Genomic DNA, 15,221 nt, shown 5'->3' on the forward strand with positions numbered 1-15,221 from the left:
TTACATTTCACAATACATAGATTAAGACCACATGGGCAATCTATTTATCTTTAGCCCAGCCACATTTACATTTCACAATACATAGATTAAAACTTCGCCTTCAGAACCACGTAAATAACCTTTAATCAAATTTACATTTCACAATACATAGATTAAAACCTTGTCTACTTCTAGACTTCTAATGCGTTCTTCGATTTACATTTCACAATACATAGATTAAAACGCTTCTAAAGCGTCAGCCGTCTTGTCCGATTGAGATTTACATTTCACAATACATAGATTAAAACTAATTTAAACTGCATGTACTGATAGTCACCTTGAGAATTTACATTTCACAATACATAGATTAAAACCTAGGTCTAGGTCTAGTTCTAGGTCTATTCCTCGCAATTTACATTTCACAATACATAGATTAAAACATGAAGAATATGCGAACAATATTCATTATTATGAATTTACATTTCACAATACATAGATTAAAACAGGTACCCTCGTGACTCTTACTCCCATCATAGCTCAAAAGTGATTTTCTGTCGACCCCCGGATTTTTGGAGAAAAATGGAGTAGAAAAAGAAAGTCATTGTCTCTCTTTCCGCCATCTTCCCTTCTCCCGCAATGAATTCCGGATTTCTGTCGATGTCCCAGCATTTTCACATTACTAGACATCGACAGATTGAATTAAAAATTTACTCTAATGACATTGAAAGAGCGTTGCTTTCCCACTGCCTGAGTTGCCGCTTAAAAAAATTAATTTCGTTTTCATAAGAACGTGAACGGATCAGTATCGACTTCTGAAATGATAAAATCAGCCTCATACTTTAGATTTTCCGCCCTTTTTTCAAATTCCGTTTTTAAATAACGTTTCATCACTTTTTCAATATTATGTCCCGCATCAATCGTAGGTAAATCAATCGCAAGTAAGTCGTGCCCTGAATGATAATAAATATCTCCCGTCACGAAAACATCGGCGCCGCTTCGCTTGACGTCATGAATAAACTTATTTCCGTCACCGCCAATTACAGCCACTTTTTTAACAAGCTTACTAGGATCACCGATGAAACGAACATGGTCAATCGCAAGTGCACCTTTTAAATCTTCGATGAAAGCTTCGATGCTTTTTTCTTTTTTTAGCGTACCAATTCGGCCGAGTCCTTTTGTTTCCTGCAAGTTTTGCAGGTGAACTAAATCAATCGCTGGCTCCTCGTAGGGGTGAGAAGTGCGTACTGCTTTTACGACCTTGTCAGCTGCGCTAGAAGGGACTACGGCTTCTAGTTTGACCTCAGAGACGGCTGTTAACTCCCCTTTTTCACCAATCGTAGGGTTCGCTTTTTCACTTGGTTTAAACTCTCCCGTTCCGAGTGTGCGGAAGCTGCATTCCTCGTATTCTGCACCAATCTTGCCGGCCCCGTTATGCATGAGCGCTAACCGCACATGTTCAGCGCTGTCTTCGGGCACATAAACGGCAATCTTCATATAGTTTTCGCTGTGTGTAGGCACAATGATTTCCGTATTTTCGAGTGCTAAAAGTTCCGCCAAAATATCGTTAACCCCACCGTCCGCGATATCCAAATTGGTGTGCGCCGCATATACGATAATGTCATGCTTAATCAGCTTTCGAATCATGCGCCCCTCAGCAGTTGCCATATCAATTTTTTTGAGCGGTCGGAATAAAAACGGGTGATGTGCGATAATCATATCCACATTTTTGCTGACCGCTTCCTCCACAACGCTCTCTAAAACGTCTAAAGTAAACATGACCTTGCGTACTTTTTTGGATAAATCACCTAATTGAAGTCCGATGGGATCATTATCCATAGCAAGCTTTTTAGGTGCAATTTCTTCCAGCATGGCGACATATTCATAGCCATTTGCTACTTTCATTTGAGCACTTCCTCCACTAATTGTATTTTTTTGGTAAGTTCTTTCATTTTATCCGCATTTTGTTCACTTTCCTGCCCATTTTGAAGCCCTGCAACAATCCGTTGCCAATTCGCTAGCTCGTGTTGCCATTTTGCGACAAAAACATCATTTTTTTCCGTTAAGAGAAACGGACCAAGCAGACGCTCCTTATCCGTATAGCTCGCTGCCCTTTCTGTTTTCTCTAAAACAAGAATTTCATACGTTTTATTATCTTCGCGTAAAATCGCTTCCGAAATAAGCTTAAAGTAATTGTTTTCCGCCCACTCGCGAATTTGCCAAGCGCCAATGTTAGGCTGCAAAATGAGTCGCTTAACGGAGGTCAATTTTTGTGGTTCCGCTTCTAAAATCGTCCGAATTAATGTGCCACCCATGCCAGCAATGACGACCGTATCAATGGCATCCGCCGACGTTATGACTGCCAAGCCATCACCAAAACGCACGTCAATTTTTCCTGACAGTTCCGCTTTTATGACTTGTTCTTGCGCCGATTCAAACGGGCCTTTGGCGACTTCACCTGCCACTGCAAAGCTTGCCATTTCATTTAAAATCGCGTAACAAGGCAAATAAGCGTGGTCGCTACCGATATCAGCAATTCGGCTGCCTTTAGGTATGTAATTTGCCACACAAGTGAGGCGGTTTGATAGTTTTTGCTCGTTCATTATGACACTCCCTATAAAAAGGAGGCCGGAACTAGGCATAAAAAAGCCCAGTCCAAACCTCTTATTTTTATTCCAAAAAGTCTTTCAACTGTTTGCTTCTACTTGGATGACGAAGCTTCCGAAGTGCTTTCGCTTCGATTTGACGAATGCGCTCACGCGTTACGCCAAATACGCGGCCCACTTCTTCTAGCGTGCGCGTGCGACCGTCATCTAGGCCAAAGCGCAAGCGAAGTACGTTTTCCTCGCGGTCCGTAAGCGTATCAAGTACATCTTCTAGTTGTTCTTTTAAAAGCTCATATGCCGCATGATCAGACGGTGATGTCGCTTCTTGGTCTTCAATAAAATCACCTAAATGAGAATCGTCCTCTTCACCAATTGGCGTTTCAAGTGATACTGGCTCTTGCGCGATTTTAAGGATTTCACGAACTTTTTCAGTCGGTAAATCCATTTCTTCTCCGATTTCTTCTGGTGACGGATCGCGTCCTAAATCTTGAAGTAAGGAACGTTGCACACGAATTAATTTATTGATGGTTTCAACCATATGCACCGGAATCCGGATTGTACGTGCTTGGTCAGCGATAGCACGGGTGATAGCTTGTCTAATCCACCACGTAGCATACGTACTAAACTTAAATCCTTTGTTGAAATCAAATTTTTCAACAGCTTTCATTAAGCCCATGTTTCCTTCTTGAATCAAATCGAGGAAAAGCATACCGCGACCAACGTAACGTTTCGCAATACTTACAACCAGTCGTAAGTTCGCCTCAGCTAAGCGACCTTTCGCTTCAATATCGCCTGCTTCGATGCGCTTTGCGAGCGCGATTTCTTCATCCGCTGACAAAAGGTCAACTCGACCGATTTCTTTTAAATACATACGGACAGGGTCATTAATTTTAACACCAGGAGGAACGCTCATATCTGTGAGGTCAAATTCTTCAGTTTCTTCTTTTACAAGCTCAGTTTCATCTGGATCTGCATCGTCATCATCATCTACGACTTCAATCCCCGCTTCCCCGAGCTGTTCCAAGTATTCGTCCATTTGCTCTGAATCTAGTGTAAAGGGAGCTAATCTAGCAGCTACTCGACTATAGGTTAAAATCCCTGTCTTTTTACCTTCTTCAACTAGGCCTTCTTTCGCTTGTTCAATCGTTTCTTGTTTTAATTCTTGTGCTTTTTCACTCATACTGCCTGTTTCCTCCTCCCAAAATACCGCGTTACGACCAACTATTAGTCATTACCATCATTTCGCGGTTTTAAAACGTTTCATCACTTGCAGAATCATAATCCTTGTTGGCAAGACTTTTTCGAAGCAAAATCACTTCGCTAGATGCCTTTATGGCGCCTTCATGGTCTTGCATGCGCATTTTCTCAGATACTTCCTGTTCTTTTTGTTTAATCTTTATTTCAAGACGATATCTTTTCATGCTTAAAATATAGTCTGAATAAGCTTCTATTGTTTGTTCTTCGGGCGACTCCAACATTTCGAGACTGGACACAACGTTTTTTAAGCGCATATCCGTCACGTAATCCATAAACCTTGAGGCACTTGCTTCATTTCCGTCTAAATAGTAGGCAATCAAATGCGTATACAGCGCCTGAAAATCATCATTATAAAAAACAAGTCCTTCTAGAAGCTGATGGATTTGGCTAAAGGCATCTTGGTTTTCAATCATTGCCTTAAGCAAATGTTGTTCCGCCACATAATGCGCCTCACGTTTTTGCTGTTCTCTTGGTCCCACATGTACAAAACTCATATCATCATCAGGCGGCGGCGGGGCCAAATTGGCAAAATCATCAAACTGCGTTTCGCGTGGTTTCTTTCGAGCCAATTCCTGCATCGCACGTTGAAGTTGCTCTTTTAAAGTTGGGATTGTAATGTCAAATTCATCGGAAAGCTGCTTTAAATAAAATTCGCGTTCGACAGCTTGGTCAATTTTGCCGATTTCAAGAAGTGCTTCATCGATGTACGCTAGGCGTTCCGTATCATTGGCCATGTTACGATTGCGGCTCAAGTAATACAATTTAAACGCCGTCCAGGTTTGCCGCTCATGCAAATAAAGCGTGTTAAATTTTTCTGCTCCGTACGTTCGAATGTATTCATCTGGGTCTTTTCCGCTCGGCAGACTAAGGACGAAAATTTCCATTCTGCCTTGTGCAAGCAGATTCCCCGCCTTAAAAGCCGCCTCAATTCCCGCGCGGTCTCCGTCATAACAAATAACAGCACGATTCGCCACACGTTTAATCAGCCCAATATGCTCTTCCGTCAAACTAGTCCCCATCGAAGCCACACCGTTTAAAAGCCCCGCTTCACTCACCGAAATCACGTCCATAAACCCTTCCAAAAGGATTACTTCCTCGTGTTTTCGAATCGCCTGACGACCTTCTGAAAAATGATACAAGAGCTTTCTTTTGTTAAAAATGGGCGTTTCCGGGCTATTTAAATATTTTGGACCGTCTTCCTGATTATATAACCTGCCAGAAAAGCCAACTAGCTGCCCTCTGTCATCCGTAATCGGAAACATAATTCGATTGCGAAAGCGGTCCACAATTTTGCCGTCATCGCGCTCAGAAAGCAGACCAGCCGCTACCGCCAAATGCAAATCCATCTCGCGCTTTTCAAAAAAAGACGTCAGCGTCGCATGTTGATTCGGCGCAAAACCAATTTGAAAAGTCTGAATGAGTTCCTCGCTCATGCCGCGTTCCTTCAAATAATTTAAAGCCTCTAAACCTTCTTCGGTTTCCAAAAGCAAATAATGATAAAGCTTAGCCGCAAGCTGATGCATATCTATCATTTTATGTGTTTCGCTTGTTTCCTTAGGTGCCGACAAAGTTTCATCGCTTGTAAGTTTGGGGAGGTCCACATCAATATGGCCTAGTTCCGCCACTTTATGAACGGCTTCCGTGAAAGTTAAGTGATCATGTTCCATTAAAAAGGAAAATACATTGCCGCCTTTTCCGCAACCAAAGCAGTGAAAAATTTGCTTTTCAGGTGAAACGGAAAAAGATGGCGTTTTTTCCCCGTGAAAAGGACATAAGCCAATATAATTTCGTCCTTGTTTTTTAAGCTGTACGTAGTTACCAATAATATCGACAATATCCGTCTGATTCCGAATGCGGTCAATCGTTTCTTCAGGAATCCTTTTCATTTTTTATCGTCAACTCCACTTTATTTTCTAAAAAATCACGAACATTTTGGTAAAAACGAATATGATCTTGGTCCGTCATCGCTTTTGGTCCTTTGCTATACTTCCCAAGTTTGCGCTCTTTGCGTCTGTCGTTACGCTGTTCGAGCATCATCGTCATTCTTTCTTCCAAGTAAATTTCACCTCGGTTTGAAAAAACAATACATTTTGTGAGCAACATGCTTGCGAGCCCAATATCCTGCGTGACGATAATATCTCCTTTTTGAGCTAAATTGACAATCCGGATATCTGCAGATTCCTTTTCTGTATCTACATAAATCCAAGTTTCATCGGTTTCTGTGCTTCTATAATGGTTATAAGAAGCGACATAAATAACTTCAAGCTGAAAATCTTTAGCGAGCTGATTAATTTCTGCCTTTACGGGGCATGCATCTGCATCCACAATTATTTTTGGCAAATCATTCCCTCCTTTTCAGCTGATGACAAACGAAAAAACGAGCTGATAACCCGTTTTTATGCATGACAATTTTACATGTAGCAAAATTGCATTATACGCGATTAAAATCTTATTTTCAAGCTTAAAAATCGCGTATAATATATATATTCGACATAAAAGTTAAAATTCCTTCTTATAAATCAAATTTTTCTTCATCAAGTTGACCAATGTGACTTAAAATTTCATTTGCAGTCTCCTCAACGGCTTTATTTGTCACATCGAGTACGAAACAATCCAATTTATCCGTCAACTTTTTGAAAAATTTGAGCTCCTCGTCAATCCGGTCGCCACTGGAATACATTCCTTTTCCGCTTAACCCCATGGAAATTAATCGTTCAGAACGAATTTGATTTAATTTTTTCTTGTTAATTTTAAGCCCGATAATTTTTTTCGGGTCAATTTCAAACAGTTCTTCTGGAATGCTTGCTTCTGGCACAATTGGAATATTGGTGATTTTTAACCCTTTTAAAGCTAAATATTGGGATAAAGGCGTTTTAGATGTTCGCGAAATCCCGATTAGAACGTAATCCGCCTGCAAGATGCCTCGCGGGTTTCTCCCGTCATCATTTTCTACCGCAAATTCAATCGCAGCTACTTTGTTGAAATAAGCTTCATCTAACGAGCGGACGCGACCTGGCTCAGATAGCGGCTTAATTTTATACGTTTTTTCAAGTTGTGCTAGAAGTGGACCGAAAATATCAATAATCGGTACCCCGTAAGCTTCTGCGGTTTCATTTAACCGAGTGCGTACTTCTTCTAAAACGACTGTATGCACAATGATGCCATTGTTAACAGCTACTAAATCAATAATTTCTTCAATCATTTCAATCGAGTCAACATGATGAAAGCGGTGAATGAATTTTGGGGTTTGTCCAAACTGAGCAAGAGCAGCTCGTGTTACAAGTTCAGCAGTTTCACCAGTTGAATCGGAAACGACATAAACGGCTGGTTGGGTCATTAAACTCGTCTCCTTTAAAAAGCAGGAACTCCCATTTCTAGAAAAATTCCTGCTTCATTTTATATATTTATTTTACCTGAATTTCATCCATTTGTGCAAATTCGCGGATAAAGGTTGAAAGCTCAACAAGGAGCGCTAGACGATTTGCTTTTAAGGCCTCATTTTCACTCATGACTAACGTATTCTCAAAATAAGCATCGATAATCGGGCGAATTTTAGCAAAGCGTTTCAGTCGCTCAACGATGGTCATGTTTGGATAATCATGTTTTAACTCTTGCACGCTCTCAAAGAGTTCTTTTTCATACTCGTTTTCAAACAAGTTTGGATTAACGGGTTCATGGTCATCATATTTTTTCGCAATATTTGTCACACGTGTTAAAGCCTCAACAGTAGGTCGGAACCAGTCATCTTGCGCCGATTCATTTAATACTTTTGCGCTGTTGATTACTTCTGGGATGCGATTTGGCTCACCGCCGACAACCGCTTCAATAATATCTTGACGCACATCATGACCGCGTAAAATGGCACGTAGGCGGTTTTTCATGAAGTTTTGCGCCACTTGATAAACTTCTTCGCCCGGTAAATCTGAGAAGCCTTCTTTGCGCTCAATGCCTACAATTTCAGCAAGTACTTCTGCAAATGGCAAATTCCACTCGTTCGCTTGAATAATTCGCATGACACCAAACGCGCTACGGCGAAGACTAAATGGATCAGCTGAACCAGTTGGAATAATATTAATACAGAAGAAGCTAACGAGCGTTTCTAATTTATCGGCCACAGCAATTAGTCCACCTAAATCTGATTGTGGCAGTTCTCCTTCAGACGAAATTGGCATGTAGTGTTCACGAATTGCTATAGCCACAGCATCATTTTCGCCTTGAAGCTTGGCGTATTTTTCTCCCATAATGCCTTGTAATTCAGGGAACTCACCGACAATATTCGTGACTAAATCAAATTTGTAAATATCCGTCACGCGGTAAATATCTTTTTTCTCTTCTTCCGCCCAGTCCAAGTAATCAGCAAGCAGTAATGCTACTTTCTGAACACGCTTCATTTTTTCAGTCAATGAGCCTAGACGTTCATGAAACACAATATTTTTGAGCTTATGAACAGCCTCGTCAATCGTCATTTTTAAATCTTCTTGATAGAAGAAATCCGCATCTGACAACCGAGCGCGCAGTACTTTTTCGTTTCCTTTTTGCACGGTTTCCAAGTTTTCATGGTTTCCATTACGAACCGTCACAAAATGCGGCAACAAGCTGTTATCCTCGCTAAATACTGGGAAATAACGTTGATGCTCTTTCATTGTTGTAATTAAAACTTCTTCTGGCAGCGCCAAATATTCATTTTCAAAATTACCAAATAAAACGGTCGGATATTCGACAAGATTGTTGACTTCTTCTAGTAAATCCGCATCGGCCGGAATTTTCCAGTTCTGAATAGTTTCGATTTCCGCAATTTGTTCGCGAATCGCATCTTTCCTTGCTTCCGCATCAACTACAACAAATTGTTCAAGGAGTACTTTTTCATAATCAGATGGCGTTTTCACAACCGCAGACTTGCCGAGGAAGCGATGCCCCCGCGTTTCATTTCCCGTTTTCACACCTGCCACTTCAAACGGGATAATTTCCGTATCGAATAACGCGATAAGCCATTTAATCGGCCGAATGTAGCGCAAATCGCAGTCTGCCCAGTGCATGCTAACCGGGAAAGTCATGTCTGTTACGATTTTTTGGAATTCAGAGAGTAAATCAAGCGTTTTAAGGCCTTTTACTTCTTTTTTGATATAGATATACTCGACGCCTTTTATTTCCCGAAAAGTAAAGTCATCTGGCGTAACGCCTTGACTTCTAGCGAATCCTTGTGCGGCTTTGGACCAGTCACCGTTTTCATCAAAAGCGATTTTTTTAGCTGGTCCTTTTGCTTCTTCGATTTGGTCTTCTTGCTTCGTGGCAACGTTTTTCGCCAAAATTGTGAGGCGTCTTGGCGAAGAATACGTTTGAATCGCTTCAACAGCAATTTTTTTCTCTTTAAACCAGTCTGCAGCGCGTTCTTTTAGCTGCTCTACAGAAGCCGTAATATATTTAGCGGGCATTTCTTCAAGCCCGATTTCAAGTAAAAAGTCTTTATTCATGGTTTTGTTCCTCCTTTATTAAAGGGAAGCCAAGTTTTTCGCGTTCCTCGTAAAAGGTGCGTGCAATTCGTCTTGCGAGATTTCGAATTCGGCCAATGTACTGCGCGCGCTCTGTTACAGATACGACACCTCTTGCATCGAGCAAGTTAAAGGTGTGCGAGCATTTTAGCACGTAGTCATATGCCGGGAAAACGAGCCCTTCGCCCATTTGGTTGCCTGCTTCGCGTTCATATGTGTCAAACAGCGATAATAGCATTTCAGTATTGGACGTTTCAAACGCATATTTGGAATTTTCATATTCAGCTTGATAGAAAATATCGCGATAGGTTATGCCTTCTGTCCATTCCAAATCAAAAACATTCTCCTCATCTTGAATGTAGCTTGCTAAGCGCTCCAAGCCGTACGTAATTTCCGATGTGACCGGCGAACATTCCAACCCACCTACTTGTTGAAAATAAGTGAATTGTGTGATTTCCATCCCGTCAAGCCATACTTCCCAGCCTAGACCAGCACAGCCTAGTGAAGGATTCTCCCAATTGTCCTCAACGAAGCGAATATCATGTTCTAACGGATTAATGCCTAGCTTTTCAAGCGAGCCAAGATAAAGCTCTTGAATATTGTCTGGTGACGGCTTCATCACAACTTGGAACTGGTGGTGTTGGAACAAGCGGTTAGGATTTTCTCCGTAACGACCGTCAGCTGGACGGCGCGATGGTTCCACGTAACCCGCTTTCCACGGTTCTGGTCCGATTGCTTTTAAGAACGTATACGGACTCATCGTTCCGGCTCCTTTTTCAACATCATAGGATTGTAACATGATACAACCTTGTTCTGACCAATAATCTTGCAATGTGCGAATCATTTTTTGTAAATTCATTTTTAGCACCTCCAAAGTTTTACGGCCATATAAAAACTCTCGTCTCTATATGCCATGACAACATATAGGGACGAGAGTTATCTCGCGGTTCCACCCTACTTGGAATTGTTAAATTCCCACCTTGATTTCGTCTGTACTCCGAAACGCCTTTTCAAAACAAGATTTCACTTGGCTCTCACCTACCCAAGTTCGCTAAATAAAGAGCTTGTTTCTACTTTTTCTCATCAACGTACCTATTTAAATCTTATTTACAAGATACTTCATTTTTCTAGCTTTGTCAATCGCTATCTTCCTTCTTTAACATGTGATCCCACTTCGACATATCACGCAAAAAACGCTTGCTTTTCAAAAACAGCCCCGTTTTTTCCTCGTAATACGTATCAATAGTTTTTTCAAGCAAGGCCTTCGTTTCTGGCTTCACATTAATTTCGCCAAGGCGATCAAGCTTGAAAATATAAAATAGACGCAAAAGTTTCACAACATTTTCAGGTAAATGCAACCGATAATGGTCTTTTTCAAAACAGCGGTGGCAAACTAGACCGTCTGCGTGCGTTGAAAAATCGAAATGTCCGGAAGTAGCCCCACAAATCGCACATTTATCCATAACGGGGTAAAATCCTAAAACATTCAACATTTTCATTTCAAAAATCTGCACTAAAATTTGCGCATCATAGCCTTCATCAATGTCGTTTAGAATCTCTGAAACAAGTTCGTATATATAAGCGTTTGGTTTCCGCTCTTCTACTGCTTTATCGAGTAGCTCACAAACGTAAGCGGCGTACGCGGTTAAAAAAATATCTGTTTGGATATCTGAAAAGTTATGAATCAAATCACCTTGCTGGAGTGTTACGAGCCCTCTATTTCCGAAAAAAGTAAAGCTTCCTTGTGTAAACGGTTGTGTCACGGCGGCAAGACGACTTTGTCCTTTTTTAGCCCCACGCGCAACCATTCCGATTTTCCCGAATTCACGCGTATAAACGACAACGATTTTATCAGACTCCCGGTAATTGCTAGCACGCAAAACAATGCCTTCACATTTTTCCAAAAGAACACCTCCCCAAGCTTTTATTATACACGGAAAAGGCGTATTCTAAAAGCTTCAGTAGCTAAGATATAAACCCTAGTGAGCTATTTTTAAAGTAAAATGCTGAACGAGTGTTCGCTAGTCCAAAACAAAAAATTTTCACAGCCAGAAAAGTTAACTAGTTGAGTATATCAAAATAATAATTATCATAATCAAACTTACACTAATTCTAGATAATACTCATTATTCACTTCCATTTTTTTGAAAAAGTCCTGTAAATTTTGTGCTATGCACGTATCATCATAAAAAATTTTATTCATAGCTTCTCCTTTAAAACCAATTGATAGAAATGCTGACTCGTTAATTTGAAAAAAAATCAACTTATTTTCTTCAAACAATGAATATACCTCTATATCAGGTAGCCAAGCAAAGTAATCTTTTCTCAGACGAAAGTCCTTTACTGAAACTGGATCCATTAACCGATTATCATTATTTTGATCTCCTTCAAAAACAAACCCATAACCAAGCTCTGTGTAAAATTGAATTAAATCAGAAGGAAAAGTAAAGCCTAATTGATTCTCTACCTCAACAATTTCATTTTTTGATACATTATAAAAATCATTTTCTGGATTATTTTTCATAAATTTATACATTAAACTCACTCCCTCTTAAATATATCTTTTGATGGTGCATTACTTCCATGGATACCGCCTTGATGTTCATCAAAGGCTTTTGCTGGATGTATGTTCCACCACTTATTATCTCCCCCAAAACCATTTTCAATAATATGATGAGCGTCGTACTTATACCCAACCTTTTTTATCAAATTCCCATTCGCTGAATAAACTGGTTCATCATAAGTAGGCCACTTCTGTCCTGTATTTAATTCCCATTCTTCTATAATATCATTTTTTACTCTGTTAAATTCTTTTCTGTGAGTGGCCGTCTCAGCTTTACTTAAAGCTGTATATTCCTTAACCCGCAGAGCCTCTTTCAATAAATCCACTTGATTCTTAGGGATACCTCGCCCGGTCCGCGTTTCAATATCTCGAATATAATCTCGAACTAGTTGACTTTGAAGTACACTTGTGGGTTTATTAACCGAATATGTACTGCCTTCCATTGTTTTCTGCATATTTTTTAATTTTGTCAGTTCAGCAGAATTAATTTTAACACCTTTACTACCTGTTTTGCCAACCCAAAGTAGTGAGGCAAGCCCAATTGAGCTTCCAATCGTAATCGACATTTTTTGCACGTTATCTAAGTTGTTGCCACTACCATCTTGGAGCTGATCTGCCCAAGCTGCCCAAATCGTATCTGCCATTATTTTGGTCATTTCTTCGGATTCTTCTTGCTCCATTTCATCAGGACTTTTAAGTTTGCCGTTTATAATTAAGCCGTTGTAGATAGAGGAAATTTCTAGCCGTTCTTTATAAGACAAACCCTTTTTTGAAAGCATCCAGAAGCCATTATTATCTTTATGTTTTTCAAACGAGTCCCAATCATAATCGGTTTTCATTTTGTTATCTTTTTCTTTTAAATGACTGAGCCAAGTGACTTTTGAATTGACTTCGTAAGAATGACTTTTCCCTTTGAAAAAGCGACCACTTTGTACATCTTCTAAACCTTGTTTAACGTAATATAAATCAGTTAAAACTTCATTTAATGTATCTTGATGACTAGCTTCAAAGGTTTCAAATTTGCGTAAAATATCTATTTTCTTGTTGATGGTACTCATCGCACTTGTACACTTATCTAACTGTTTAAATTGCTGGGGTAATGCATCAATGCCCCCAACCATTTTCATTTCTACAAGAATATTCTCCATCATATATTGATAGTTTGCAATTTGAATTTCCATCTCATATAATACTTCTGAGTCTAATCGTGCATTACCAGAAGGGTCTACTTGGTCGTGGAAATCGGCTATATATTTCTTCACCTTTTCCATCCCTTCATCCAAAACATTTTTTCCTTTTTTGACAAGGACTAAAATAATATCCTGGTAGTAACTTTTAGCACTGTCCGCCATTTGTCCCTGAAGATCATTGTCCTCAATCAATTGGGTGACATCTTTTTTTAGACCATCTAGCACGTTTTTCATTCGATTGGCTTCTCTTTGAAACTGGTCGCACATATGCTTCACTTCTGCAATATCAATCCTTGCCATTGTCTTCATTCCCTTTTTGTTGTGCAATATGTAGTTTTGCTCTTTCGTTTTCTAGCTCTTCTTCCAAAGATTTGCTCACCTGCTTGAGACTCCCCCACTCTTGCTCTGCGGTCTCCTCCAATTCAATACAGAATTCGTTGGCGGCTTGTCCTCGCCATCCTGCTTTTGCAAGATTGACAATCTCAAGTTGTAGTTGTCCTAATCGCTCAATATCCTCATTTACCCATTCCATACGATTTTTCTGAAGATGCTTTTGGTATAAAGCTTCTTCATAGTCTATTTTTTTCATAAATGCTCACCCACTTGCTTTAGCGTTGATGCAATCATTTTTGCAAGTTTGTGTTCATTTTCCTCCATTGCTCGCTCAATCTCTTTCAAATTCTTTGCTTCTTTTTGAATTGCGTTTTGAAAACCTGTAAGTCCCTCTGAAATTTCTGTCAAACTGTACTGAAGGCTTTGAGCCGAACCAGTTGAATAGGACAAAGGCGACGATAGAGTTAATTTTAACTCAGCTGAATGCTTAGAAATGTCTGTCGCGTGCTCTGAAAGCCTATTACTTGGCAGTTTAATTTGTTTTCCCATTTGTTTCACCTCGTGAAAATTATAGCATGAAGCCTATGTGGAGTCTATGGATTCTGGCAAACATTCTTATTGACTATAAATCTATTAACAATTTAAATATATTACAACAAAATTAGCCTAGTTTGTTTTGGCAGGTTTTTTGGTGTATTTATAGTTCTCTAAATTGTGCGGAGATGGTACAATATTAGTAGTATAAAAAAAGGAGACGCGCATATGATTTATTCGATTGTCATTGGATTTGTTTGCTTGATTTCGTTTGCCGCCACCATTACGGGTGTCGCACTCTTACTTTTAAAGAAAAAGAAGCTTATGGGGATTTTATTTACGAGCATTGGCGGTGCTATTTTTCTAATTAGCTGCCTGATTGGACTTAGCGCGTTTATTTATTATGTGAGCGAGCAGAATACGTCTAATGATACAGAAATCTCAAGTGATTATAATGAAGGTTACACAGATGATTATAGTGATGAAGATTATATGGAGCTCTCTTTTGGTGATGAGGGGAAATCTAGTGAGGATGCGACGGTGCTTGTTAAGCAGCCTACGACGTATGAAGTTGATGAGCGTGGAATTGATAAATACTATAAAGTTGATGTCAAAATGCGCAACGATGGTAAAGAACCGATTTATGTGTCCGCTAAAGATTTTTATTTGTTCCAATATGATGCGGCTGACTACGCAGAAATAGAAAAAAAAGATTACTTTCATGAAAAGATTGAGCCTGGGAAGACAGTGAGTTTTTCGATTTATTACGAGTATTTAGGTGATGATGGTTTTCTTGAAATGGAGTACGATAATTTAATTTGGAACTAAAAGAGTTTGGTTTCTTGTATAGATTATAGAGCTTAGTGCATTTGAATTTTTACAACAAGGAGAGAGAAAACATGTTAGCCATGACAATAGGCATAAGTGTGACTATAGTAGTATTTTTTACATTTTTCGTAATAGTGGCGATTGCAATCAAAAACAGTTTTAAACGCCAAAAACAAGAGACAACGACAGATTCAGTAATGATTAATTTAACAGAGCCACAGAAAATGGAAGTATTGGATTTGATTTATCGGCAAAACAAAATTTTAGCGGTAAAGATGATTATGGATTGGCAACCTGGGGTGTCAATAGCGACTGCAAAAAAATATGTGGATAATTTAAGTATGTCGGATCTTTCTAAAGTGCCCCTCCCCCATGCTTTTGAAGAGTCAACAATAAAAAAATAGCTTTGTCTAAAGAACAGGAAACTGAAATTTCATATTTAATT

Annotated in this window: 15 protein-coding genes and 1 CRISPR repeat array (1 of these 16 only partly in view); of the genes, 2 read left to right on the forward strand and 13 right to left on the reverse strand. The window is 39.6% G+C overall.

What is annotated here, in order from left to right:
- Window positions 1–483: a CRISPR direct-repeat array (repeat unit 30 nt; unit sequence ATTTACATTTCACAATACATAGATTAAAAC) (it extends 70 nt beyond the left edge of the window).
- A gap of 276 nt (window positions 484–759) precedes the next feature.
- The 13 genes from CFS04_RS02315 to CFS04_RS02375 form a co-directional block, all read right to left on the reverse strand.
- Window positions 760–1,881: a Nif3-like dinuclear metal center hexameric protein gene (locus CFS04_RS02315; protein ID WP_088808989.1), complete on the reverse strand. Its 1,122-nt coding sequence runs from the start codon at window positions 1,879–1,881 to the stop codon at window positions 760–762.
- Complete coding sequence (locus CFS04_RS02320; protein WP_088808990.1) at window positions 1,878–2,579, reverse strand: tRNA (adenine(22)-N(1))-methyltransferase TrmK; 702 nt, start codon at window positions 2,577–2,579, stop codon at window positions 1,878–1,880. Before CFS04_RS02320 ends, CFS04_RS02315 begins: the two co-directional genes overlap by 4 nt.
- Before the next feature lie 67 nt (window positions 2,580–2,646).
- Window positions 2,647–3,762, reverse strand: a complete 1,116-nt coding sequence (gene rpoD / locus CFS04_RS02325; protein ID WP_088808991.1) for an RNA polymerase sigma factor RpoD — start codon at window positions 3,760–3,762, stop codon at window positions 2,647–2,649.
- 70 nt (window positions 3,763–3,832) lie between these two features.
- Entirely contained in the window at window positions 3,833–5,725 is a 1,893-nt protein-coding gene (gene dnaG / locus CFS04_RS02330) for a DNA primase (protein ID WP_088808992.1), read from the reverse strand.
- Window positions 5,709–6,179 (reverse strand): DUF188 domain-containing protein, encoded by a 471-nt coding sequence (locus CFS04_RS02335; protein ID WP_088808993.1) that lies wholly within the window; start codon window positions 6,177–6,179, stop codon window positions 5,709–5,711. Before CFS04_RS02335 ends, dnaG begins: the two co-directional genes overlap by 17 nt.
- A 172-nt stretch (window positions 6,180–6,351) precedes the next feature.
- On the reverse strand, window positions 6,352–7,176 hold the full coding sequence (locus tag CFS04_RS02340; protein ID WP_088808994.1) for a pyruvate, water dikinase regulatory protein: 825 nt from the start codon (window positions 7,174–7,176) through the stop codon (window positions 6,352–6,354).
- 67 nt (window positions 7,177–7,243) lie between these two features.
- The gene (gene glyS, locus CFS04_RS02345; RefSeq protein ID WP_088808995.1) at window positions 7,244–9,310 is read right to left on the reverse strand and encodes a glycine--tRNA ligase subunit beta; all 2,067 of its coding nucleotides are present in this window, start codon (window positions 9,308–9,310) and stop codon (window positions 7,244–7,246) included.
- Window positions 9,303–10,187 carry a glycine--tRNA ligase subunit alpha gene (gene glyQ, locus CFS04_RS02350; RefSeq protein WP_088808996.1) on the reverse strand — a complete coding sequence of 295 codons (885 nt, stop codon included), beginning with the start codon at window positions 10,185–10,187 and terminating at the stop codon, window positions 9,303–9,305. The genes glyS and glyQ overlap by 8 nt, the downstream gene beginning before the upstream one ends.
- A gap of 277 nt (window positions 10,188–10,464) precedes the next feature.
- Window positions 10,465–11,232 (reverse strand): DNA repair protein RecO, encoded by a 768-nt coding sequence (gene recO / locus CFS04_RS02355; RefSeq protein ID WP_088808997.1) that lies wholly within the window; start codon window positions 11,230–11,232, stop codon window positions 10,465–10,467.
- 197 nt (window positions 11,233–11,429) lie between these two features.
- Window positions 11,430–11,864 carry an SMI1/KNR4 family protein gene (locus CFS04_RS02360; protein ID WP_088808998.1) on the reverse strand — a complete coding sequence of 145 codons (435 nt, stop codon included), beginning with the start codon at window positions 11,862–11,864 and terminating at the stop codon, window positions 11,430–11,432.
- Between the two features lie 5 nt (window positions 11,865–11,869).
- Window positions 11,870–13,381 carry a T7SS effector LXG polymorphic toxin gene (locus CFS04_RS02365; RefSeq protein ID WP_159457877.1) on the reverse strand — a complete coding sequence of 504 codons (1,512 nt, stop codon included), beginning with the start codon at window positions 13,379–13,381 and terminating at the stop codon, window positions 11,870–11,872.
- Window positions 13,368–13,670, reverse strand: coding sequence for a hypothetical protein (locus tag CFS04_RS02370; protein WP_088809000.1), 303 nt, complete (start codon window positions 13,668–13,670; stop codon window positions 13,368–13,370). Before CFS04_RS02370 ends, CFS04_RS02365 begins: the two co-directional genes overlap by 14 nt.
- Complete coding sequence (locus CFS04_RS02375; protein ID WP_088809001.1) at window positions 13,667–13,963, reverse strand: DUF3130 family protein; 297 nt, start codon at window positions 13,961–13,963, stop codon at window positions 13,667–13,669. The genes CFS04_RS02370 and CFS04_RS02375 overlap by 4 nt, the downstream gene beginning before the upstream one ends.
- A 213-nt stretch (window positions 13,964–14,176) precedes the next feature.
- On the opposite strand from CFS04_RS02375, the gene CFS04_RS02380 reads away from it, so the two are divergent.
- Complete coding sequence (locus CFS04_RS02380; RefSeq protein WP_088809002.1) at window positions 14,177–14,776, forward strand: DUF4352 domain-containing protein; 600 nt, start codon at window positions 14,177–14,179, stop codon at window positions 14,774–14,776.
- A gap of 71 nt (window positions 14,777–14,847) precedes the next feature.
- Complete coding sequence (locus CFS04_RS02385) at window positions 14,848–15,180, forward strand: hypothetical protein (RefSeq protein WP_088809003.1); 333 nt, start codon at window positions 14,848–14,850, stop codon at window positions 15,178–15,180.
- The last annotated feature ends 41 nt before the right edge of the window (window positions 15,181–15,221 follow it).

Origin of the sequence: Listeria sp. ILCC796 (assembly GCF_900186175.1) — a bacterium.
GTDB lineage: Bacteria > Bacillota > Bacilli > Lactobacillales > Listeriaceae > Listeria > Listeria goaensis.

What these genes read in the sequence shown, in the direction of transcription:
- CFS04_RS02315 (WP_088808989.1), bottom strand. Translation starts at nt 1,881, where the DNA reads ATGAAAGTAGCAAATGGCTATGAATATGTCGCCATGCTGGAAGAAATT.
- CFS04_RS02320 (WP_088808990.1), bottom strand. Translation starts at nt 2,579, where the DNA reads ATGAACGAGCAAAAACTATCAAACCGCCTCACTTGTGTGGCAAATTAC.
- rpoD (WP_088808991.1), bottom strand. Translation starts at nt 3,762, where the DNA reads ATGAGTGAAAAAGCACAAGAATTAAAACAAGAAACGATTGAACAAGCG.
- dnaG (WP_088808992.1), bottom strand. Translation starts at nt 5,725, where the DNA reads ATGAAAAGGATTCCTGAAGAAACGATTGACCGCATTCGGAATCAGACG.
- CFS04_RS02340 (WP_088808994.1), bottom strand. Translation starts at nt 7,176, where the DNA reads ATGACCCAACCAGCCGTTTATGTCGTTTCCGATTCAACTGGTGAAACT.
- glyS (WP_088808995.1), bottom strand. Translation starts at nt 9,310, where the DNA reads ATGAATAAAGACTTTTTACTTGAAATCGGGCTTGAAGAAATGCCCGCT.
- glyQ (WP_088808996.1), bottom strand. Translation starts at nt 10,187, where the DNA reads ATGAATTTACAAAAAATGATTCGCACATTGCAAGATTATTGGTCAGAA.
- CFS04_RS02360 (WP_088808998.1), bottom strand. Translation starts at nt 11,864, where the DNA reads ATGTATAAATTTATGAAAAATAATCCAGAAAATGATTTTTATAATGTA.
- CFS04_RS02365 (WP_159457877.1), bottom strand. Translation starts at nt 13,381, where the DNA reads ATGGCAAGGATTGATATTGCAGAAGTGAAGCATATGTGCGACCAGTTT.
- CFS04_RS02370 (WP_088809000.1), bottom strand. Translation starts at nt 13,670, where the DNA reads ATGAAAAAAATAGACTATGAAGAAGCTTTATACCAAAAGCATCTTCAG.
- CFS04_RS02375 (WP_088809001.1), bottom strand. Translation starts at nt 13,963, where the DNA reads ATGGGAAAACAAATTAAACTGCCAAGTAATAGGCTTTCAGAGCACGCG.
- CFS04_RS02380 (WP_088809002.1), top strand. Translation starts at nt 14,177, where the DNA reads ATGATTTATTCGATTGTCATTGGATTTGTTTGCTTGATTTCGTTTGCC.
- CFS04_RS02385 (WP_088809003.1), top strand. Translation starts at nt 14,848, where the DNA reads ATGTTAGCCATGACAATAGGCATAAGTGTGACTATAGTAGTATTTTTT.